At 64.9% G+C, this 20,933-nt stretch carries 18 protein-coding genes; 5 read left to right on the forward strand and 13 right to left on the reverse strand.

Annotated elements, in window-relative coordinates; all coding sequences use genetic code 11:
- Positions 1 to 23: 23 nt before the first annotated feature.
- Genes VGG51_00305 through VGG51_00320 form a run of 4 tightly spaced genes read right to left on the reverse strand, consistent with a single transcriptional unit; the run spans position 24 to position 3,248 of the window.
- Positions 24 to 701, reverse strand: a complete 678-nt coding sequence (locus tag VGG51_00305) for an N-acetylmannosamine-6-phosphate 2-epimerase (GenBank protein HEY1881466.1) — start codon at positions 699 to 701, stop codon at positions 24 to 26.
- The gene (locus tag VGG51_00310; GenBank protein HEY1881467.1) at positions 698 to 1,603 is read right to left on the reverse strand and encodes a BadF/BadG/BcrA/BcrD ATPase family protein; all 906 of its coding nucleotides are present in this window, start codon (positions 1,601 to 1,603) and stop codon (positions 698 to 700) included. The genes VGG51_00305 and VGG51_00310 overlap by 4 nt, the downstream gene beginning before the upstream one ends.
- On the reverse strand, positions 1,600 to 1,878 hold the full coding sequence (locus VGG51_00315; protein ID HEY1881468.1) for a hypothetical protein: 279 nt from the start codon (positions 1,876 to 1,878) through the stop codon (positions 1,600 to 1,602). The genes VGG51_00310 and VGG51_00315 overlap by 4 nt, the downstream gene beginning before the upstream one ends.
- Positions 1,875 to 3,248 carry an FAD-dependent oxidoreductase gene (locus tag VGG51_00320; GenBank protein ID HEY1881469.1) on the reverse strand — a complete coding sequence of 458 codons (1,374 nt, stop codon included), beginning with the start codon at positions 3,246 to 3,248 and terminating at the stop codon, positions 1,875 to 1,877. Before VGG51_00320 ends, VGG51_00315 begins: the two co-directional genes overlap by 4 nt.
- A gap of 61 nt (positions 3,249 to 3,309) precedes the next feature.
- Between VGG51_00320 and VGG51_00325 the strand changes: the two genes are divergently transcribed.
- Together VGG51_00325 and VGG51_00330 are read left to right on the forward strand one after the other, a co-directional pair.
- Complete coding sequence (locus tag VGG51_00325) at positions 3,310 to 3,744, forward strand: DUF4870 domain-containing protein (GenBank protein HEY1881470.1); 435 nt, start codon at positions 3,310 to 3,312, stop codon at positions 3,742 to 3,744.
- Positions 3,745 to 3,759: 15 nt separating this feature from the next.
- Positions 3,760 to 5,277, forward strand: a complete 1,518-nt coding sequence (locus VGG51_00330; protein ID HEY1881471.1) for an amino acid permease — start codon at positions 3,760 to 3,762, stop codon at positions 5,275 to 5,277.
- Between the two features lie 25 nt (positions 5,278 to 5,302).
- On the opposite strand, the gene VGG51_00335 is transcribed toward VGG51_00330, so the two are convergent.
- The 4 genes from VGG51_00335 to VGG51_00350 are packed head-to-tail and all read right to left on the reverse strand — an operon-like array spanning position 5,303 to position 12,117.
- Positions 5,303 to 7,426 (reverse strand): hydantoinase/oxoprolinase family protein, encoded by a 2,124-nt coding sequence (locus VGG51_00335; protein ID HEY1881472.1) that lies wholly within the window; start codon positions 7,424 to 7,426, stop codon positions 5,303 to 5,305.
- Positions 7,426 to 8,166: a class I SAM-dependent methyltransferase gene (locus VGG51_00340; GenBank protein HEY1881473.1), complete on the reverse strand. Its 741-nt coding sequence runs from the start codon at positions 8,164 to 8,166 to the stop codon at positions 7,426 to 7,428. The genes VGG51_00335 and VGG51_00340 overlap by 1 nt, the downstream gene beginning before the upstream one ends.
- On the reverse strand, positions 8,156 to 10,111 hold the full coding sequence (locus VGG51_00345) for a hypothetical protein (GenBank protein ID HEY1881474.1): 1,956 nt from the start codon (positions 10,109 to 10,111) through the stop codon (positions 8,156 to 8,158). Before VGG51_00345 ends, VGG51_00340 begins: the two co-directional genes overlap by 11 nt.
- A 59-nt stretch (positions 10,112 to 10,170) precedes the next feature.
- A complete protein-coding gene (locus tag VGG51_00350) occupies positions 10,171 to 12,117 on the reverse strand; it encodes a glycoside hydrolase family 20 zincin-like fold domain-containing protein (protein ID HEY1881475.1) in 1,947 nt (648 codons plus the stop codon).
- Between the two features lie 62 nt (positions 12,118 to 12,179).
- Here VGG51_00350 and VGG51_00355 point away from each other — a divergent pair, with 62 nt between their 5' ends.
- Together VGG51_00355 and VGG51_00360 are read left to right on the forward strand one after the other, a co-directional pair.
- Positions 12,180 to 12,689 (forward strand): anti-sigma factor, encoded by a 510-nt coding sequence (locus tag VGG51_00355; protein HEY1881476.1) that lies wholly within the window; start codon positions 12,180 to 12,182, stop codon positions 12,687 to 12,689.
- Between the two features lie 4 nt (positions 12,690 to 12,693).
- Positions 12,694 to 13,506, forward strand: coding sequence for a GNAT family N-acetyltransferase (locus VGG51_00360; GenBank protein HEY1881477.1), 813 nt, complete (start codon positions 12,694 to 12,696; stop codon positions 13,504 to 13,506).
- A 10-nt stretch (positions 13,507 to 13,516) separates the two neighbouring features.
- On the opposite strand, the gene VGG51_00365 is transcribed toward VGG51_00360, so the two are convergent.
- Together VGG51_00365 and VGG51_00370 are read right to left on the reverse strand one after the other, a co-directional pair.
- Positions 13,517 to 13,687: a hypothetical protein gene (locus VGG51_00365; protein ID HEY1881478.1), complete on the reverse strand. Its 171-nt coding sequence runs from the start codon at positions 13,685 to 13,687 to the stop codon at positions 13,517 to 13,519.
- Positions 13,688 to 13,711: 24 nt separating this feature from the next.
- Positions 13,712 to 14,113 (reverse strand): hypothetical protein, encoded by a 402-nt coding sequence (locus VGG51_00370; GenBank protein ID HEY1881479.1) that lies wholly within the window; start codon positions 14,111 to 14,113, stop codon positions 13,712 to 13,714.
- A gap of 104 nt (positions 14,114 to 14,217) precedes the next feature.
- Here VGG51_00370 and VGG51_00375 point away from each other — a divergent pair, with 104 nt between their 5' ends.
- Entirely contained in the window at positions 14,218 to 14,832 is a 615-nt protein-coding gene (locus VGG51_00375) for a YceI family protein (protein HEY1881480.1), read from the forward strand.
- A 52-nt stretch (positions 14,833 to 14,884) separates the two neighbouring features.
- Here VGG51_00375 and VGG51_00380 read toward each other — a convergent pair whose 3' ends face one another.
- Genes VGG51_00380 through VGG51_00390 form a run of 3 tightly spaced genes read right to left on the reverse strand, consistent with a single transcriptional unit; the run spans position 14,885 to position 20,917 of the window.
- Entirely contained in the window at positions 14,885 to 17,584 is a 2,700-nt protein-coding gene (locus tag VGG51_00380; protein ID HEY1881481.1) for a TonB-dependent receptor, read from the reverse strand.
- A complete protein-coding gene (locus VGG51_00385) occupies positions 17,472 to 18,317 on the reverse strand; it encodes a hypothetical protein (protein ID HEY1881482.1) in 846 nt (281 codons plus the stop codon). Before VGG51_00385 ends, VGG51_00380 begins: the two co-directional genes overlap by 113 nt.
- A gap of 11 nt (positions 18,318 to 18,328) precedes the next feature.
- Positions 18,329 to 20,917 (reverse strand): TonB-dependent receptor, encoded by a 2,589-nt coding sequence (locus VGG51_00390; GenBank protein ID HEY1881483.1) that lies wholly within the window; start codon positions 20,915 to 20,917, stop codon positions 18,329 to 18,331.
- Between the last annotated feature and the right edge of the window lie 16 nt (positions 20,918 to 20,933).

Consider the following 20,933-nt stretch of genomic DNA (forward strand, 5'->3'; position numbering starts at 1 on the left):
TCTCGCACCGACTAAACGGGCTGTTAAGAGCGCCCGTCGGCGGCCCCTGCAAACTCCCTGACCAACCAGTCCACGTTCGTGATGGCGCTCCCGACGACAACCGCATTCGCGCCGGCATCCAGTGCGGCGCGAACCTCGGCGGGCGTTCGAACGCCACCCTCGCAAACGGTGAAGCATCCGAGCGCCGCAATCTCTGCGACGAGATCCAGTGCTGGAAGCGATCGGTCTGCGGTCTCCCGCGTATATCCGCAGAGCGTGGTTGCGACCACGTCGGCGCCGGCCTCGCAAGCGGCTATCGCCTCCCCGGAGGTCGAGCAATCGGCCATCGCAAGGCGCCCGGCAGCGTGCACCGCAGAGACCACGTCGGTCAGAACGCTGCCGTCGGGCCGGCGGCGCGCCGTGGCGTCGAAGGCGACAATCTCGGCGTCCGAGCCGATGACGGCGCCGACCTCGGCGAGTGACGGCGTAATGTAAGGTTCGAAGCCGGGATACTCGCGCTTGATCAGGCCGATCATCGGCAGCGCGATCCGGCTGCGGACGGCGCGCAGGTTCGCCTGACCCTCGATCCGCACCGCGCGGCTGCCGCCGTCCTGCGACGAGCGCGCCATCGCCGCGATGATCTGCGGATCGTCAATCGCCGAGCCGCGCCAGGCTTGGACCGAAACGATCAATCCGCCGCGAAGGCCGTCGAGGAGGTTCACTCCGACAACTCCGGGATCGGCCGGCCGATCTCCCGGTACGCCAAGAGGAGCGCACCCAGAGCGGGCTCGTAGCGCGGATCCACGATCCGCGCAGCGGGCACGAGCTCGAGGACGCGACGCGAAACGCGCTCTCGAAACGGCGGGTCGGCGAAGAGTCCGCCTAAGAGCGAGATGTTCGGACGAGCGATCGGCTCTGCCGCCGTACGGATCAGCCCGGCGAGCCGATCGGCGCCGCGCCGCGCGATTCGGCGAAAGAACGGAAACGCAAGGGCGGCCGGCGCAAACGACGCGAGCTTGTCGCGCGTAATCTCACCGGCGTAGATCGCGCGTGACAGCTCGCGCAGCGTACGCACACCGAAGAACGCGCACGCTGCGGCCGACTCGCGTTGGCGCAAGCCGGCGTCGTGCCCCTGCATCACGCCCGCGAGCCCCTCGCGCACGATCCCGAAGCCGCTCCCCTCGTCGCCGAAGAGGGGCCCCCAACCGCCGAAGGTTCGCTCCGAGCCGCGCTCGTCGCGCGCGTAGACGACCGACCCGGTTCCGGCGATCGCGACGACGCCCGGCGCGCCGGCGAGCGCACCTGCATGCGCGATCGGCGCATCGTGCAGCAGCGTGAAGCGCTGCGCCCGAAACTCGGGCTTGCGGCCGTAGACTCGCCCTTCGTAGCCGCTAACCCCCGCGACGATCCCGGCGAATTCGGACTGCGGGCCCAGGCCTGCGCGCGCGCACGCGTCGCCAAGCGCGGCATGCAGCGCATCGTGCAACCGCGTCGAACTTGCCCCCACGCCGATCTCATCGGCCGGCCCGGCTCGCCCGCGCGCCAGAATTCGGCCCGTTTCATCGGCGATTGCCGCGACCGTCGAGCTTTGGCCGCCGTCGATCCCCGCGAACAAACGGCTCATCCCTCGGTCGCCGTGAGCTCGCGGGCGTATGCGTCGGCGGCGGCTTCCCGGGCCGCGCGCGTCGGCAACAAAGAGACTTCGCCGATTGCTTCCCGATGGTGATACAGCTCGTGGCCGATCGCGAAGGCGACCAACTCGGGCGCCAGCCGCACGTGCACGCGAATCTCCGGGAGTGCCGGATCGTACTCCGAGCGCAGTTCGTGCTCGCCCCATTCGCCGAGATCGGTAAAGCGGATTACGACGCCGTACTTGCGCGCGAGCTCGCGAGCGCTCACTGCGCGCGCCGCAAGTCGACGCCGTCGGCGATCAGCTGCTCGCGCAAGCGCGCGGCGTCGACGTCGCCGACTCGCACCCTCTGCGCACAGGCAATGGCGGCGGCGGTGCCGGCGGCTTGTCCGAGCGTCATCACCGTCGGCGTGAGTCGCGTCGACGCCAGCGCCTCGTGCGTCGTCGAGATGCAGCGGCCGGCGACGATCAGCCGCTCGCGGTTGACCGGCAGCATCGTACGGTACGGAATCTCGTAGCTGGCGCCGGGCGCCAGCCGATGCGTCGTCGTTCCGCTGCCGCTGGGATTGTGCACGTCGATAGGGTACGCGCTGCGCGCGACCGCATCATCGAAGCTGCGGCCCTGCAGGACGTCGTCGCGCGTCAGCGTGTATCGCCCGACGATGCGCCGCGATTCGCGGATACCGACCTGCGTACCGGTCGCCGCGATTCGCGCGTTCTCGAAGCCCGCAACGCGCCGGCGAAAGAACTCGAGCAGCTGCATCGCCTGCAGACGCGATTGGACTTCGGCGCGCGTGAGGTCGTCGGGATCGAGCGGATCGACGTTGACGACCCGCGTCATGTTCACCGTCACTTCGTCGGGATAGGGAGAGATAAAGAACGAGACGAGCTCCCGCGGTACGTCGACGAGACCGTCGCTGCGCGCCTGCTCCCACAGGTCGCCCAGGCCGGCGACCGCGGTCAGCGCCTGCGGGACCCGCTCCTGCGGCGCCAGCGACGTGCGCATCTGGTCGGGATGATCGCGCAGATACTCGGCGAGCTTCGCGAGGTCGACGTGACTCAGGCGAAACATCAGCGTTGCCGGCTGAACGCGGCCTCGCTCGTCGCCTTGCTGCGTCGGCACGCCGGCCGAGGCAGCGACCAGCGCATCGGCGGTCGCGTCGACGACGACCGGCGCAGCGTACGTGCGACTTCCGCCGATGGTCGCAAACGTCGCGCTCCGTACTTCGTCGCCTTCGACGTGCGCCGACAAGAAGTAGGCGTGCAAGAGCAAGCTGACACCGGCCTCCTGCATCAACTCGAAGAGCAGCGCTTTGTGAACTTCCGGATCGAACGGAGTGATCGTCGCTACGTAATCGGAAGAGTCACGAAGATGACCGGGCGAGGCGCCTTTGCGCTGTAGGCGCTCGACGATCTCCTGCGCGATCGCGCCGACGATGCGCTCGTTGGACGAATGAAAGGTCATCCACGGCCCAACCATCGCGGCGGTTGCGGTGCCGCCGAGGAAGCCGTAGCGTTCGACCAGCAGCGTTCGCGCGCCGTGGCGAGCCGCGGCGATCGCTGCGGCGCAACCGGCGTTGCCGCCTCCGACGACCAACACGTCGTAACCGGCACCTTGCGTGTGTGGCGATGAGCGCACGCAAGCGCAATTCGTCGCCCTGCAGAGCAGGCCATTCCGGAGCGCCCGGCAATAGAGCGGAATGCAGGTTCAAATCGCTCCCCAAGAGCGGAATTGGGCTATGGCCGCACACTTGAGCGCGCTCGTCGCGATTGCCGGCTTGCCCTTCGGCCATATCGTCGGCCCACTGATCGTTTACCTGATCAAGGCGCACGAATCAGCGTTCGTGGCCGAGCATGCACGTGCGTCACTGAACTACCAGATCACGGTTTCTATCGTCGGGCTCGTGGGGATTCTCGTGGCCGTGGGAGCGATGTTCGGCCTGATCGCAACGGGTGCGACGGTTCATACCAGAGATGCCGGCTATGCAGCAGGGCTCATCGCCCTCTGGGTGTTTTTCGGAATTGCCGTCGCGCTCGTCTTCTTGGTTTCGCTGATCTTCATCGTCGCCGGAACGGTTGCCGCCAGCAGTGGGCGCCCGTACACCTATCCGTTTGCTATCCGATTTTTGCGTTAGGAGCACGTACGCAGCATGTTGATGTCCCGAGTTAAACCGCTCGCGCGAATTCTCGCCGAGGGAGCCGACGAAGAACACGGTCTCAAGCGTTCGCTGGGTCCGTGGGCGCTGACCGCGATGGGTATCGGCGCGATCATCGGCACGGGCATCTTCGTATTGACCGGCGTCGCTTCAGCAACGCGCGCCGGCCCGTCGCTCACCCTTTCATTCGTCGTCGCCGGCTTCGTCAGCGCACTCGCCGCGCTCTGCTACGCGGAGGTGTCGAGCAAGATCCCGATCTCGGGCAGCGCGTACACATACACGTACGCCACGCTAGGCGAGTTCCTGGCGTGGATCATCGGATGGGACCTCGTGCTCGAGTACGCGCTCGGTGCCGCGACCGTGAGCATCGGATGGTCGGGGTACTTCGCCAACATCCTGCATCAGACCGGGATCTCGTGGCTGGCGATTCCGCCGCAATGGGCGAACGGGCCGCACTGGGGCCTCGCGGGTCAAGCCGGCGTCAGCGGTTACGCGAACCTGCCTGCCGCCGGGATCATCCTCGTGATCACTGCATTGCTCTGTCGCGGAACTCGCGAATCCGGTTCGGTGAACGCCGTGATCGTCGCCATCAAGCTGCTGATCGTGCTCTTCTTCATCGCCATCGGCGTCGGTCACATCAACGGTGCCAACTATCACTTGCCGCCGGGCGGCTCGAACGGCCTCGGCGGCTACTTCCCGTTCGGCATAAGCGGCATGCTCGGCGGCGCCGCCTTTATCTTCTTCGCGTACATCGGTTTCGACGCCGTTTCGACGACCGCGGAAGAGGCCAAGAATCCCGGGCGAGACCTGCCGTTTGGAATCATCATGAGCCTCGTGATCTGCACGCTCCTGTACATCGTCGTCGTTGCGATCCTCAACGGCATGGTGCCGTTCTATCGGCTCAACGTCGCGTATCCGGTCGCCTTTGCGATGAACTACGTCGGCCTGAGCTGGGCGGGCGTCATCATCTCGATCGGGGCTATCGCCGGACTGACGACCGTCCTGCTCGTGATGATGTTCGGGCAGAGCCGAATATTCTATGCGATGTCGCGCGACGGGTTGATACCCGCCTCGTTTACACGCATCCACCCGACGTGGCGCACGCCGATCTTCTCGACGCTCTTTTTCGGCATCTGCATCGCGGCGATCGCTGCCTTTACACCGATCAACATCGTCGGCTCGCTGACGAACATGGGCACCCTCGTCGCCTTCATTCTCGTCTCGATCGCCGTGCCGATTCTTCGCCAACGTCACCCGGAGATGAAGGGCCAGTTCACACTGCCGCTCGGCCCATACGTCATTCCGATTGCTTCGGCGGTTACCGCCCTGGGACTGATTTACTACCTCAGGGTCGGTAACCCAGTTTGGTTCCACGTTCCGATCGTTTGGGCGTGGTTCCTGATCTGGATGATCCTCGGTCTCGCGTTCTACTTCGCCTACGGGCGCAACAAGAGCTACGTGGCGCTCGAGGAGGCCGAGCAGCTCGCGATCGTCCAACCGCCAGTGAATTGATCACTCCGCTTTGAGCCGGACCTAACTATGCGACGCGCGGCTCGACGAGCACGACGATGGGCTCGCCGGCCGCACAGCCCTGCAGCTCTTCGGCGGCGAGCGCAACCGCTTGCTCTACGCTCGTCAATCCGTCGAAGACCGCAACGCGCGAATGCCGGAGCAGATAGAGCGCCGGTAGGGCGCGGCCGACGTCGCCGAATTGCGTCGCGCCTTCGACGACCTCGCGCAGGTGCGGCTCCAGCTCGGCGACCGTCGTCGTCGTCAGCTCGTAGTCGGTGACCGCAAGGCGGATGACGCCGTGATCGTCGACGGCGCGAAGCCGGCGCCGTTTGCGTTCGGTGTGAACGTAACCGCTCAACTCGCCGGTTAGCGACACCGGTTCGAGCGCGCTCGCCTCGCACGCCAGCGATTGCGCGGCGATCGCGCGACGCTCCTCCGGCGTGCAGCCGGCGCCGGCGGCCGCCTCCACAAGCGCGGTGGCGCCGGAGGCGGTCGCGGTGACGCGGCTGCGCTGTGAGTCGATCTCGACTTCAACGACGACGCGGTCGGGAGCGGCGCCGGCGGCGATCACTCGATCGGCCGCCTCGCGGCGAATGCTCGCGATCTCCTCGGGCGTCGGTGAGGGAATCGTCCGTTCGACGACGTCGCGCACGAGCGCGAGCGCTACGCCGATCGGCGCGATGACCTCCGCGTCTCGCGCAATGCGATGGGGAAGCTGCATCGCTTCTGCGAGCGCCGGCACGAGCGCGCCACACCCGCCGCCGCCACCGACGATGACGAGCCGCTGCGGATCGAGCGAGTAGTCGGCAATCAGTGCGCCCAGCGCCGCGCGAAGCTTTGCGACGCCCAGCTCGATCGTGCGCTTCGCTAGCGAAAGCGCATCGCCGCCGAGATGCTCCGCGAGCAGCTCGAACGCGCGCCGTGCCGAGCGTTCGTTGCCCCGCGCAAACGCGCCCGCCGGCACGAAGCCGGCAGCATTTGCCGCGCAGGTTACCGTCGGCGCGATGCGAGTTCCGTTTCGCGCGACGAGCACGGCGTAATCGGTACGATCCTGCGGCGTCGGTGCAACGAGCTCGACGCGTGACCCCTCGAGCAGCTCCGGTTCGACGAAAGACGCATAGAGGCAGCCGGCAATATGGGCGCTGCGCGGCCCGACGTCGGAGAGGCTCGCCTCGTTGACGCGCAGCATGCTGCCGCCTCCGATGCCGAGCGTGCGCACGTCGAGCGTGCGCAGCATCGTCCGGTGGCCGCCGATCCTCGCGGGCTGCATCTGCGGCCGCCCCTGCACGATGGCCGAGCAATCCGAGCTCGTGCCGCCGACCTCGACGAAAATTCCGTCGCTCAAGCGTTCGTAGAGCAGCGCCCCGGCGATGCCGGCGGCCGGACCGGAGAGCAGCGTAAGAATTGGGCGGCGCTCGATCTCCCGAACGTCCATGACGCCGCCGTCGCTGCGCATCACCATCAGCGGCGCGGGGATCGCGGCGCGCTCGACGGCACTCGCGGTCATTCGCGCGGTGCGCAGCATCTTCGGCAAGATGGCGGCGTTGAGCGCCGCCGTGCGCGTGCGAGATCGCAGCCCGTACGTGGAGCTGACGTCGTGCCCGCTCGTCGCTTCGATGCCGCGCTCGCGCGCATAATCGATCGCTTCCGACTCGCGTTCCGGCCGGTCGACGCCGAAGCTGCGACTCGCCGCCAGCGCTCGCGTGCCGCCGTCGATCAGGCGATCGATTCCGGCACGCACGGCTGTATCGTCTTGCGCGTTTGCGAATTCGAACGCCGGCGCAAACGTGACCCCTGAGGCGAGCGCCATCGGCGCGAAACGCATTTGCCGGCGTGCCGGCCACGAGAAACCGTCGAGCAATCCCAGAACGCCGACCGATGCGAGGTCGCCTTCCAAGAGCGCGTTGGTCGCCTGCGTCGTCGAGTGCGCGATGAAGGCCACCGAACTCGCGTCGACGCCCGTCCGCTCGAGCAATCGCTCGATGCCGGCGACGATGCCCTCCGCAACTCCGCCGGCAGCGTCGTGGGTCGTTGGAATCTTGACGCGCGCGACCAGTGCGCGCGTCGCCGCGTCGACGGCAACCACGTCGGTAAACGTTCCGCCGACGTCGATCCCGACGCGCAGACGCTGCGCCGGAGCGCCGGCCATCAGATCAATGCAGCCGTCACGACGTGCGCGACCATCTGCATCGTTACGCCGCCGTCGTGCTGGTGTTCGTCAAAGAGCGCGTGCAGGTCGCGGCGCAGCGCATCGGCTCGTTCGCCGGAGGCCGGCAGATATGAGGACGAAGCCGCACGGCCCAACAGCCCTTCGCGGTCGAGCGGCTGGTCGAAGTACGCCGCGGAGCGAGCGATTCGGGCACCAGGGAAGCGCGAAAAAGCCTCAAGTCCGCGCGCGCGAAGCGCTTCGGTATCGTCGGTTGCGTAGGCGCGCACGACGTCGCCGTAGGCTTTCGTGAACGGATCGCGTTCGTCGCGCTCGTACTGCAGAATTGCGACGCGCCGGCGCGCGATTCGGGCGAGTTCGAGCATCGCCTGCGGCGTAGCAAACCAGTGAAAGGCCTGACAGACCACGACGATGTCGACGCTCTTGTCGGGAAGCCCGGTTTGCTGCGCGTTTCCTTCGCGCCACTCGACGTTGGGGTGAGGCTGGGCCTGCGCGCGCATGCGCTCGTTGGGCTCGACGGCAATGACCTTTGCGCCGCGCTGCGCGAAGAGGCGCGACGAGATACCCGTACCGGCGCCGATGTCGGCGATCGTCAGCGCGGAAGCGTCGCCGAGGCCTTGCAGCGCTGCCTCGACGGCTTTCGCCGGATAACTCGGGCGAAAGGCGGCGTAGCTCTGCGCGCGCGGGCCGAAGCGCCGCAGCGAATCGTGCTTATCGGGCATCGGCGGCCGGCAGCGCGAAGGGCGGCCCGAGGCTCACGTCGACCGTTCGCCCCGCCCGGACGACTTCAAACGAGTGCGGCTTGCCGTCGTAGGCGAACTGCTGCGTGCGATACGTGCCATAGAGCCACCATTCCTTACCGTCGACCTTGTTGACGACCTCTCCCGAGCGCAGCCCGGAGCGGTACGCCGGCCCGCCGGCGCGCACGTAAACGCGCATGTTGCCGTCGATCGTGCGAAAGAATGCATAGAAATACGTCGGCTTGTCGCCGGCTCGGGCGGCGACTCCCAGCCCGAAAAGATTTTGGCTGCGCACCGGGTCGGCGCGCTGCCAGGCGCGCAGGCGCGCGACGCCCGCGCGGGCGAGGGCCGCCGCCTCATCCGCGCCGGACCTGGTCGTGACGATCTCGTGGTCGTGCCACTCTCCCACGATCCAGCCGCCGCAGTCTTCCAGACGCAAACCGATATCGAGATCCTTGCCTTCGATCAGCGCAAACGTCGAGCTCTCGACGCGCAGATAGGCCGCGTAGCGCTTGTTCGTGCAGTCGCTCGAATTCGGATCGTCGCGCATACGGACGGGATTATAGCCGTCCGCGCGCAGGGCGGCCGCAGCGGCGTCGGCCGCAATCCCTCCCAGCGCGGTCGCGTCGTCGTCGACCGCGACGCGGCCGCCGGCCGACGGCGGGGCGTAAAATCCCGCCAGCATCTCGTCCGCTCGTGCAATCGAGGCAACCGGCGCAAACGCCGGTTCTCCGAAGAGCGCGGGCGCCCCAACGACGACCAGCAGCGTGCCGAGCAGCGCAACCGCTACTTGATATGGCAGCGTGCGCCGGGTGATCGTCGCGATCGGCACGCCGGTGAAGTTCGCGACCCAGACGTTGGCCGTATTCGTGGGATCGCAGACGTTCTGAACTTGCACCACCGCCATGATCGCCGCAACGAGCACGACCGGCGGCAAGACGTGCGACGTCAGCAATACGGTGAAGATCGCGATTCCGACGCCGAAGGGATTGAGCGGCCCGCGATAGAGCGCGAGCGGGCTGGCCGCACCGAAGACGAGGACGAATGCGAGCGGATTGCGCAGCCAGTCGCCGGCGACGAGCGGGCGCAGTGCCGCTGCAAACTGCGGCTGCTGCGTCGCGACCAGCAGCATGCCGATGCCCATGAACAGCAAGACCGCGGGCGCCACGTCCTCGACGCCCCGAATCGCCGAGGCGACGAGCCGCTGCACCGCGATCGCGGGCCGGGTTATCAGCACGCCGAAGACCGCAGCGACGAGAAATGCAACCGCCGCCTCCATATGCAGCGCGTAGTACAGAAAGAGGGGAACCAGCGGCGTTACCAGCGCGACGGCGGGAACGTGCTGCGAGTCTCGCTCGGCTCTGCGACGCACCGCCCAGGCGGCGTACTTTCGCTCCCGGCGAAACGAGACGGCCGCGTAGACGAGCAGCGCGAGAGCGTCGACGACCGCGAGCGCAACCGCATAGGCAAAGAGCTGCTCGCGCGAAACCGAGAAGAATTTCGTGTAGAACGTCCAGTTCGCGATGTTGAAGATGTAGCCGAGCGCAAAGCCCATCAAAAAAAGCGTGGCCGCGATCGTTCGCGGTACGCCGGCCGTCATCATGATCGGCAAGACGATCGAGCCGACCATGATGACTGCGCCGAGGCCCGAGAGCGAGGTGAAGAGTACCGCGACGACCATACAGAAGCCCAGACTCAAGAGGAACGGCCGCTCCCCGCCGAATTCTGCGGCGAGATTGACGATCGCGCGCGCGATTCCGGTCTCGATCGTCACGCGGCCGAGCAGCGCACCGAAGAGAACGGCGACGTAAACCGGCGCGAGCTGCACCGATCCCTGGGTGATGATACCGCCGAGCGCCCCGGCTGGGACGCCCGCCGCGAGCGACATCAGCATCGCCATGGCGGGAACGGCAATCAGTGCGGGCATCCAGCGCCGGTACATCAGCACCGCGAAGACGGCGAAAACGAAAAGGATTGCCGCGGCGCTCAGGGCGACAGGACGCTTTCGAGCGGCGGGAGCGTCTTGGCGGTCACGTATTGCTGCGTCACCCGGTAGAAGGCGTCGGCGCGATCGATCGCTTTTTGCGCGGCGAGGTGATAGCGCTCCAGGTTACTCGCCAAGTGGCCTTCCCGGCTTTCGTACCGCCACGCGCGCGCGTAGAGCGGCTCGAGCTCTTCGTAAGCATCCCGCAGCTCCCACATCCAATACTTACACCAGAAAAGATCGCGGACCGTCGTATCGGAGTCGGTTTTTTCGTGTGCTACGGCATCGGCATACATGGCCCGCACCTCGGCGCCGATCTGGAATTTCCGGGCAAGGGCGTCGTAGCGCCGAGCGGCCAGAGAGATCACGAACGCGGCGTTGGAGTGTAAAGGCGGACGTGAGAAGTAACGATTCTGTTCGACCGCTTCGGCCAAGAGGCGGACCTGCCGCAGGTTCGACTTTGCAGCTTGGCTTGCCGCCGCCGCGTCAAACGGATCGGCCCAAAAGAGCGCGTCCGACTGGCCGTATGTAAGGGGGCTCGGTTCGAGCCGCGCGAGCGCCGCCGACAGGTCGTTCACGTCGCCGGCGTACGTTGGATCGTCGACGCCGAAGAATGCGTGCGGGAAGGCGCCGGCAAACTGCTCGGGTTTCAGGTCGCCGGGCTCCCACGCGGCCGCGGCTGCATAGACGACCGGATACCACGTCGCTTCGTAAAGCGTCTCACCATCGTCGTGCCAGACGGTTTGGAAGAGCCCGAGCACATTTTTGGCCTTTCCCTGATTGATGAAGAGCCGTTCGTTGGCGAGCGCCGTGCCGACCGCCGGAAAGATCTCGTTCCAATTGCTCGCACCCGGCGCGACCATCTGCTGGAAGCCGCCGCGGGCGATCGTTTCGATAAACGGTGCGAAGGTTTGCTGGGCACCGTAGTGCCAGTTCACGATCACCGCGGTGCGCGGGATCAGCTGCATGATCGAGGGGTCGTTTTCGATGCCGTCGTCCCACACCATCATTCGCGCGCCCGACGGCGCGATCAGCCGGTTCATCTCGACGAGGTGCTGCGCGTAAACGTTCGAGCGGCCTCGTTTTGCGACGTACTCCTGCGTCCGCCCGAGACCCAGCGTCGCCGTCTCGTCGGAACCGATGTGAAAGAACGGCGTGGAACCAACCGCAGCAAGCTCCTGGGAAACCAGGCGTGACAGATACTCCATCGAAAGCGGCGAGTTCGGCGCGAGAAGAAAGCCGTGCGAAAGCTCGGCAGCATCGGCGTAGCGCTCGACCCGTAACGTATTGTGCATGTGCGCGAAGCTTTGCTGCTCGACGATCAACGCGACGTGAAAGCGTTTTGCGTAAAGCGACAGCTCCCGGAGCTGCGCGGGCGTGATGCCGTCGAGCGGGGCCGGCAGGGGATCGGTGGGGCTGAGAAAGACGTGCTCCATATACGGCGAGTAGCCGTTCATTTTAAAGGCAGCGATCGTGCGAATGCGCTCTTCGAAGTAGCGCATCGTCGGAAGCGGGCCGCGCGAAACGTCGTCGGAGAGGATGCGCCAGCGCAGTGCCGGCTTGTCGGCGATGCGAACGCACGGCATCCTCCACGCCCCATTCGAGCGCTGCGGGAGCTGCGCCAGCGTCATCGCGCCGTAGAAGGCCCCAGCGGCGTCGGCGCTCTCGATCGTCGCGCGCCCGCCGGCAATCGTGAGCCGATAGGCCTGCGGGGAGAGCGTCGCGTCTTTGCGCACGAGGATGGTCGCTGCATTCCCGTTGTGAAGGCGCCCGATCCCCAGCGCCGCCCAGCGTTCGTCGATCTCCGTCCGCGCCGCGCCGTCAAACGAAGCCGCGACCACGCGGGGGACGGCCGAGGCGGAGCATCCGACGTCCTCGACGCTCTGCGGGCGGGGCAGGAGATGCAGCGACGTCGCGAGCGCGGCTGCAAACAAGAGCCCCGGGTGCATAGCGCCAGGGTACGACGCCCGCGCCGCAAGGGCCTCGATACGCATCTGGGAAGATAGAGGGCGTGAAGCACGCAGCGGTATGGCCGGCGTACCTCGTCGCGGCAGTCTGTTTTGCGATCGCGTTGATCTCGTCGGTTGCGAATATCTCGCTGCTCGGGCAGGTGAAGCTGCAGCAGCGCGAACTGGCGACCCTATCCGAGCGCTCGCGGGCGCTCGCGCGGACGCTCGCCGACGAGCGAACCGCGCTCTTCGATATGCTGGACAGCCGCACGAAGCACTATACCGTCGGCAACGGCGAGGTCGTGACGCGCGGCGGCCGCATCGATCTCGCGCTCCATGCGATGCCCGAACCGCCCCATGGACGCGTCTACCAGGTGTGGACCCGGCCGGTCGGCTCGACCAAGCTTTCGCCGTCGCCGACCTTTCTGCCGGACGCGCGCGGGGTCGCACTCGTGATCGTCCCCGCAGACGCCCGCACGACCTCGGAGGTCGCCGTCACGCTCGAGCCGGAAGGGGGCAGCAAAGAGCCAACGAGCAAACCGCTGATCAGCGTCGCCTTCGGTCCGCAGTAGCTCGATGCGCGTAGAGCCGGTCTCCGCCGCGTCGCAGCGCGCGGTGCTCGAGTATCTCGACCGCGCCCCGTACGATAACGTCTTTATCAGCCACATTCTCTCGCACGACGCGTCGTACGCGTCCAAGCACGTCGACGCGATCTTCGACGACCACGGCGTTGCGGGCGTCGTCTATCATGGCCGCCACATCGTGATCGCCGCTGAAATGTCTGCGGTTCCCACACTGGCGGCGAGCCTGCCGCGCCACATCAACGCGCGGATGATCATCGGACCGCGCGAGGCCGTGATCGAGCTTTGGAGACTCGTGGGGGAACGCTACGTTCGCCCGCGCTTGGTGCGCGACCGTCAGCTCGTCATGATGGTGGATCGCGCGCGTTTGCTGCCGGGCGGCCGCAGCGTTACCGTGCGGCACGCGCGACTCGACGAGTGGCGCACCGTCGCCGACGGATCGGCCGAGATGATCCAGCAAGAGCTCGAATACGATCCCCGGCGCGGCATGCCGAACTTCGACGTCGGCGTCAGGCAGATGATCGAGCGGAAACTCTGGTGGGTCGGTCTCTCCGAGGGGAAGCTCTGTTTCTTTTGCCACATCGGACCGTGGTCGAGCCGGACGCTGCAGCTGCAAGGGATTTGGACGCCGCAGCCGCTTCGCGGCCGCGGACTCGCGGCCGCCTCACTCTCGGCGATTTGCGCTCGACTGCTCGAAGCATCGCCCACGATCTCGCTGTACGTCAACGATTTCAACGACGCGGCGATCGCACTATACCGTCGCGTCGGTTTCGAACACGTCGGCGACTTTCAGACGATCCTTTTTTAGAGTCTCGCTTTTAGAGCCTCTCTTTGAGGTTGCTGATGCCGCCTTCGACGGCTTGCTCCGTCTTCGTAAAGAGGCCGACGATCCAGCGAATCGTCGCGTAAAGGCCGATCGCCGCAAAGATGAAGACGATGAGGAAGAGCCACCCCGCGGTCTCAGCCAGACGTACGAGTGCATGTTCCATGCGAACTTTACCCCGCGCTCGAACCTAGAGATCTCCGCAAGCCACGTAGTCCTTGAGGTCGCTTGCCGATTTGTGAACGTTTACCGCGAGACCGCCTGCCGTTAACGTTGCGATCGACACATCGACGGTTGTTTCGGAGATTCCGTTCACTACCGAAGTCAGCGGGTACTTTGGCACCGGATTGAGGTGGCTGCACGAGCCGGCGTGAATGTGGGCCGGCTCCGCGGTGGCGGGAGCTCCGAGCAGGTGAACCTCCACTACCGTCTTCGAGCCGCGTGGTTTGAGTGCGATGGTTCCGTGTTGCCCGGAGCCGTTTTGGGCATCGATCGCAAAGACTTTACCACCGGAGTTGTCGGAGGCGGCGGCGGGACCGGCGATAAGGAAGCTTGCGAGCGCTAAAGCGGAACAAATGAGTGCGTACTTCATACGGCTTTTGTACCCGCTGGGATGAGCCGCCAAGCGGGCTCTCGTCCTGAGTTTCAAGGCCGGCTGCACGAAAGATTTGGCCGCAAAACCGCGAAACAATTCTTATGCCACGCATCCTCATCGCATTCTTATTCTTGCTATTACCGGTAACGGCCGTCGCGGCGCCCGCCGTGGAATGGCAAGCCGATCTCGTTCACAGCCGCGCACAGTTCACCGTCTCCCATCTCGTCGTTTCGAAGGTGTGGGGACACATTCCAATTCAATCGTTGACGATCGTTAACAAAGGCGGTTCGATCACACCTCAGAAGATCGACGTAGTCCTCAACGTGAGCCGCGAAGATACCGACAACCACGACCGCGATCGAGACCTTCGCTCCGCGACCTACTTCGACGTAGCACAATACCCGACGATGGAGTTCCACTCCACCGCCATCTCGCCGATCGACGGCACCTCGTTTCGCGTCGCCGGCAACCTCACGATCAAGAACGTCACGAAACCGGTCACCTTCGTCGCCAACCTCGTCGGAGTTATCCCCGAGGGCAAGGGCTGGCGCGTCGGTTACGAGTCGTCGCTGGAGATCGACCGGCGCGAGTGGGGCATCGTCGATGCCCGGCTCACCGCGGCTGGGGTTCTGCTCGTTGGTTACAAGGTCGACATCGGCCTAACGGTCGAGGCCACGACCAACGATCCCGGCCTCCACCGCACGAGCGCGCAGTAACTCGATCCCAAGGGCCGGGGTGTCGCGACAGCCCGGCCCTTCTTCATTGCTGCTAGCTGTGCGGCTGTCCGATTAAGTACTGATAGCTGAAATAGACCGAGCGGAAGGGCAGACCGAACCACTCGGTCGCGGCCGAGCCGATATATGGTGTATACGAGGACGGCTTTGCGTACTGGTTGAGCGCCAGCGGAACGCCGTCGCCGACCAGCCCCGCGATCGAGGCATACTGATTGAACAGGTTTTGCACCGTCGCGGTCAGGACGCCGTTGCCGATCGGATAGGCTGCCGTAACGTTGCTGTAGTCGTAGGCAGGCAGATCCTTGGTGTTCCCCGACGAGACCGTGTACAGCGTGTAGCGCAGGTCGAGTTTGTTATTGAAGGTGTAGTCTGCCGAGACGTTTGCCGTGTGCAGCGGCAGCCGAGCCAACTGCGCGAACGGAATCAGCGTGGTGTTCGCCTCGAGCAGCTGCTGGTTGGCTCCCAGCAGAACCGTCGACGTCAATCCCCAGTCGTAATCGAAGTAGAGATTTCGGGTCGCGCGAATTCGGCCGCTAAAATCGACACCCTTGGCGCGCATCGTCCCGACGTTGAAGTTTCCGGTGAGCCCGAGGAGCGACGGCGCGACGGCGTTGCCGCATTTCGCGCCGACGGCGTTGATGAACTCGGCGAGTAGTGCTGGGGGGATGAAGCTCGTACCCGTCGACGAGGTCGAAACGATCGTCGAGTAGAGCTTATCGAAGATGTTCGTGTTGTAGAGCGTGAGCTGAGTCTGTGAATCACCAAACCAGCGATGCGTGTACGCCACTTCCTCGTCCACGCCTCGCTCGGGCATCAGTGTAGACGTGGGCACGCTGCCGATCGAGTTCAGCCCCGCGCAGTTGATCGCCGACCCTCCGCCCGCGCCGATGATGTCGTCGTTGGGAATGTACGACTTGTTGAGCATGTCTTGGCTCGGCTGGGTCGTCGTCGAGCCGACCGATCCGCGGATGATGTCGTGATTGGTAAGGCGATCGACGACCGAACCGCGTGCGTCGATGTAGGTGGTATTCGTCTCGCTCGCGTGCTTGTCCCAAATGTTGGCAAAGGCCGCGAAGGGCGAGCCGGACGGATGGTAGACGTCACGCAGGAAAAATGCCGTCTCCCAGACGGTTGGGAAGGACGAACTGCTGCTGAGGGTGCCGCCGCTATTGGCATTCTGCGTTAGGAAATAGGCGTTGTTCATGTACGACATGCCGGCTTCGATATCGTTATTTTGGTTATACCAGTCCTGGCTGCTGATAAAGCCGCTCTCGTTGACGCCGGTATCGCGCCACGACGCGTTCGACCCCGAATAGGTATAGAATGGGAGCTGAAACGTACGATCCCATGGATTGTCGTAGAGGCTATTATAAAAGGTCGAACGGAAGACCGAGTTCCCGTTCTGGTGCTCGTAGGTCAGGCTGTTGTCGTAGAGGTGAAAGGACTGCCATGACGGACCGGCGCCCTGCCAGCCCGTGTTAAAGGCGGCATACTGCGAGGGCGTCTGACAGGTGATTCCGCCGTCCGGCTTACCGTTAGGCCCGAAGCCGTTTAAAATGCCGAGTGCATTGCTTGCGGGAAACGTTCCCTTCGGGCACTGGACGCTGCTCGACGAGCCCGGAGAGTACGATGCGAGCTGCTGCTTGCCGCGAGCGAGCGCCGTGTTATACGGAAGAAAGTCGCCATCACCGTTGCCGGTTTTATCTTCCCAGCGCGAGCTCGATACGTAGGTGTACTGGAGGCTGTTCTTCGGATCGAAGGTGTAGCGCAGCTTCACGAGCCCAGCGTTCAGCGTCGCCGTTCCGCTGTCGGTGTAGACTCCGAGCTGATGGACCGGCCCCGAAAGCACCGATTGGTCGAAGGCCGCGCCGGGCTGGTAGAAGCTGGCGTTGTGAAACGGCCCGTTGAGGTATCCGACGCCGTACGCGACCGCATAACCGAGCTTGCCGAGCGTGCCGGTCGAGCGGAGGCTCGTAGACAGCTGATCGAAGGTGCCCCAGCCTTGCGTTATCGCCGTCTGCGCGTACGGCGTCGGATCGAGCGTTTCGAAGTTGATGACGCCGCCGATTGCATCGACGCCGACGAGGTCGCTCGCCGACCCGTAGAGCACGGTCGCGTTGCGGAAGCCGTAGACCGGTGAGAGGTTGTAGTTGTAGCCGCCCTTGATACCGTAAGCGATCGGATGACCGTCGATGGCGGCTTCCGTCTCGAGCGTACCGATACCGCGAATGCTGAGGTTGATGTCGTCGGCAAGCGACGCGGTATTGCCGGTGATGCCGTTGTTGACGCCCGGCAGTTCGCGCAGCGTATCCGCGATGCGGGTCACGCCTTGACGCTCGAGTTCTTCGGTATTGACGGTTTTGGTGAACGTACTCGACTGCTGCAGCGACTCGCTCGCGCGGGTCGCGGTCACGGCAATCGTGCTGAGGTTGGTCGTACCTCGATTCATAGAAAGCGTCACTTTGAGCGTTGCGCCGCCGAGATTTACGGGCTCCGAGATGGCGGGCTGGTAGTCGCTTTTGCTCAGCGCCAGCTGGTAAGATCCTGGCGGAAGCCTCTCAAAGACGAAATGCCCGGAGGCGTCGGTCTGGGTCCGCCGGCTCGTGCCGACGACGCGGACGCTAACGCCGGGAAGCGGTACGCCGCTGCCTTTGTCGACGACCGTGCCGACGATGCTGCCGATCGGCGTCTGCGCCGGCGCGGCGACCGCCGGCAGCGCAGAGGTGAACGCGATTACGAGCGCGACGAGCGCACGCAACACGCGTAGAAGAGCGAGGTTCACGCGGTTCTCCTTGTAGTAGGCGTAAAAATGCATGGTGCTGGAGTCCGAGCGCCAGGGGAGGTCCGCGTTTACAGAGGCGAAGCGCGTGTGGTGCGCGCCGTCGGCGCGGCGCACGAATTTGGATGGAGAGGTCGGCGACACGCGGCAGCGACGCGTTCTCCTGACGCCGAACGAGCGTCTCGATGATCGCGGCGATGTGGTCGCGATGCGAGACGAGCCATCGCGCCAGCGCATAGATGACCCAGGCGACGAGCGCCGCACACACAACGGACGTCGCGACGCCCAAAAGGATCGAGCCGCCGAACGCATCCGCGAGGGTATCGACCGGCACGCCGGCGAGCCGGTCATCAAAGCACTCCATTGCCGGCACCCCGGCAACCGCGCCGAGAATGGTCGCAAAAAGGAAGCTGAGCCGCTCGCCCCCGGAGCGCCGCGCCTGCGGCAGGCGATGGCGGTAGCGTGCCGCCAGCTCGCAGCAGATACGTAACCCGCGCAGCGCCAGCGCGAAGGCGAGAATGAGGGCGACTCCGCTGGCGAGATCGCGTGAGGCATGCGCGATGTCGTCGTACGTGTCGTGCGGAAGCGCGAAGTCGCCGATGACGTCGATCAGCACGTGCGCCGCCGAGCCTGCGGCCGTAACGGCACAGGCAGCCAGTGGAAGCGTGGTTCGCAATCCCAGACGCACGAGTTTCGGGTCTAGATCGCCCGGGTCACGACGAAGAGAACCTGCGCGCCTTGCAGCACGAAGGCGTTGGGAGTGATCACCGGTTGCCCGGGAAGCGTGCCGTAGGGAACGCCCCCGCCAACGATCGTAAACGGACTGCTATAGACGTTCGTTAGATTCGTCCCATAGAGTCCGTACTCGAATCTCGCGTGCCGATAGGCGAGGTGAGCGTCGATAGTTGCGTACGGCGAGCGGTTCAGCTCGTTGTAGTTTCCCTCGTAGTTCAGGCGCGCCCCGTACGCGAGACCATCGGCGACTTCCCGATCGACGGAGAAGTAGGCTTTATGCAGGGGCTGCCCGAGCGACTGTTCGCCGACGACGAGCGTTCCATCTTGAATGTTTTGCGGAACGGAGGTGAGATACGAGCTGTCGACGTCCCAGCCGGCGCGAATGTGGAACGTTCGCCCGAGCTGCTGGTCGGCGTGAATGTCGAGGCCGCGGTAGATGCCATTTCCGGCGTTTACCGGATAGCTGATCGGACAAGGCTTCGGTTTGCGCCGCGTCTGACAACCCGGTACCGGATCGACCTCGAGCTGGTTTGCCGGGCTGCGCAGGTTCGTCTGATAGAGATCGAACGCGAGGTGGAGCGGGTTGCCGAAATCCCGCACGATCTGCTCCATGCCGAGATCGTAATCGGTGGCGTGGTCCGGCTGAAGGTTCGAATTGCCGATGAAGATGATTCCTCCGACCGGTACGCGATCGGCGGGCGGCGGCACGACCAGCTCCGAGAGCTGCGGAATCTGAAACGTCGTTCCCACCGAAGCGCGAACCGCGGTGTTGCCCGTCGGGGTCCAAACGAACCCGGCGCGCGGGTCGAAGCTGGTGCCGAAACTGCTGAAATTACTGTAGTAGCCGGCCACCGAATAGTGAATGTGGCTCGTCGGATCTCCGTTGTATCGGAGCACCGCCGAACGCTCGGTTTGACCGAGCGAGAGCACCTGGACGGGCGGCGGCGGACGGTCGTTGGGCACGAGCGCATCGTTCGAGACGCTCGCCCCCTGCAGCGGGATCGGGCCGCCGACGGGTATGCCCTCGGCCGTGACTTGGCCTTGGACGTAGTTGGTTGCGAGCGTCTCCGTCTCGAGATCGTACTTGAACGAGAGCAAACCCGTGGCGAAGCGGTGATCGATCAGCAGCCAGTCATCGCCAAGGTTATCGCGCTGATTGTAAAGGTAGGGAAGCGTCGCTTCGCCAGGGCCGGTGACGGACTGCGAGTTCACCGAGGTCAGGTGGCTAAACTGCAGCATCGTAGCGGGGCCTCCATCGAGCATCTGCTTTCCGAGCGGCACCTGCGCATCGAAACCGTAGTTGCTCTGATGCGCCATCAGCCACGTGCCGGCAAAGCTTTGGAATCCGCCGGGGTTATCGTCGTCGTCGTCGAGCGGCGTTACGGCGGCACCGGCGTGAAGCGCATCGTCGCCCCCGCTGCCGCTGAAGCCCGGCGGGGTAAAGTTGCTGAGCAGCGCCGAATCGTCCTTGACGACGTTCTGGTTGCGGAAGTTGAACTGTAGATACCCGTAACCGTTGGGGCCGCCGAGCTGATAACGGAGCTTGGTGAGGATCGAGTTGCCCCATGAGTTGCTGCCGACGCTCTGCGCGACGTTATCGTCCGAGTCGCCGGATGCAGGCGGAGCGAGGATCGTCTGATTCACCGAGCCCAGCGACGACGTGCCGTGGAAGGAAAAGGCGTATCCCAATCGATCTTCAGTTCCGGTCGCTTGAACGGTACCGCCGTACGTTCCGTAGGAACCGCCGAAGAAGCGCAGCAAGCCGTGAGGCTCGGTTGTTGGTTGAAGCGTCGTGATGTTGATGCCGCCGCCGATTGTGTTCGGGCCGATCAGCGACGAAGGAGCGATGCCGTAGACGATCTCGACCTCTTGCAGCGCGGCCGGATCGATCAGCGACAAATCAAAGTCCCCGGTGTTTCCGTTGTTGACTTGGTGCCCGTCGATGTCGACGAGCGTCTCGGTCGGGTCGGGGCCGCGTACCGCAAAGGTCTCGGTAGCATTGCTGCCGCCGCCGAGCGGGATTACGGGCGTCGTCGAGAGCTGATTCCACACCATTGGGCCAACCGACGTCACGCCCGCGGCGGCCGCCTGTTGAGCGCTCATCGAAATGGTCGGCGCCGAGGCCGTCGAGACGGTCTCGCCTGAAGCGGCCGAAACCTGCCCGATAACGGTCAGCGAATTGGTCGTTGCGGGATACAAGACGACCGCCAAATGCTCGTTGTCGAGCGCGATCGATACCGTTCTCTGCGAAATCGGCTGATAGCCCGGTGCGACGGCGTGCAGCGCGTACGTGCCGGCACGCATGTGCTCGAGCTCGACGATACCCCGAGAATCGCTGGCACCGCTTCGAACGAAATCGCCGGCCGAGAGGGAGACCGTGGCGCCCGAGACCGGAGTTCCGTCGTTGGCCCGCACCACGATTGTGAGGTGAACGTCTTCACCGCTGCTTTGGTCACCGCGCTCGTCATCGGCCGCAGCGATACCCGCGCCGAGGAAGAGCATGATGCCGAAGGCAAGGCCGGCGCGTGACGCGCACGCGAAAATCCTTCCCATAGGGATGCTCCTGTAA

This window comes from Candidatus Cybelea sp., assembly GCA_036489315.1.
Lineage (GTDB): Bacteria > Vulcanimicrobiota > Vulcanimicrobiia > Vulcanimicrobiales > Vulcanimicrobiaceae > Cybelea.

Bases quoted from the DNA above. Each gene is read 5' to 3' on its own strand.
- VGG51_00310 (HEY1881467.1), bottom strand. From the start codon at position 1,603: ATGAGCCGTTTGTTCGCGGGGATCGACGGCGGCCAAAGCTCGACGGTC.
- VGG51_00330 (HEY1881471.1), top strand. From the start codon at position 3,760: ATGTTGATGTCCCGAGTTAAACCGCTCGCGCGAATTCTCGCCGAGGGA.
- VGG51_00340 (HEY1881473.1), bottom strand. From the start codon at position 8,166: ATGCCCGATAAGCACGATTCGCTGCGGCGCTTCGGCCCGCGCGCGCAG.
- VGG51_00370 (HEY1881479.1), bottom strand. From the start codon at position 14,113: ATGAAGTACGCACTCATTTGTTCCGCTTTAGCGCTCGCAAGCTTCCTT.
- VGG51_00325 (HEY1881470.1), top strand. From the start codon at position 3,310: ATGCAGGTTCAAATCGCTCCCCAAGAGCGGAATTGGGCTATGGCCGCA.
- VGG51_00335 (HEY1881472.1), bottom strand. From the start codon at position 7,426: ATGGCCGGCGCTCCGGCGCAGCGTCTGCGCGTCGGGATCGACGTCGGC.
- VGG51_00375 (HEY1881480.1), top strand. From the start codon at position 14,218: ATGCCACGCATCCTCATCGCATTCTTATTCTTGCTATTACCGGTAACG.
- VGG51_00390 (HEY1881483.1), bottom strand. From the start codon at position 20,917: ATGGGAAGGATTTTCGCGTGCGCGTCACGCGCCGGCCTTGCCTTCGGC.
- VGG51_00345 (HEY1881474.1), bottom strand. From the start codon at position 10,111: ATGCCCGCACTGATTGCCGTTCCCGCCATGGCGATGCTGATGTCGCTC.
- VGG51_00350 (HEY1881475.1), bottom strand. From the start codon at position 12,117: ATGCACCCGGGGCTCTTGTTTGCAGCCGCGCTCGCGACGTCGCTGCAT.
- VGG51_00360 (HEY1881477.1), top strand. From the start codon at position 12,694: ATGCGCGTAGAGCCGGTCTCCGCCGCGTCGCAGCGCGCGGTGCTCGAG.
- VGG51_00365 (HEY1881478.1), bottom strand. From the start codon at position 13,687: ATGGAACATGCACTCGTACGTCTGGCTGAGACCGCGGGGTGGCTCTTC.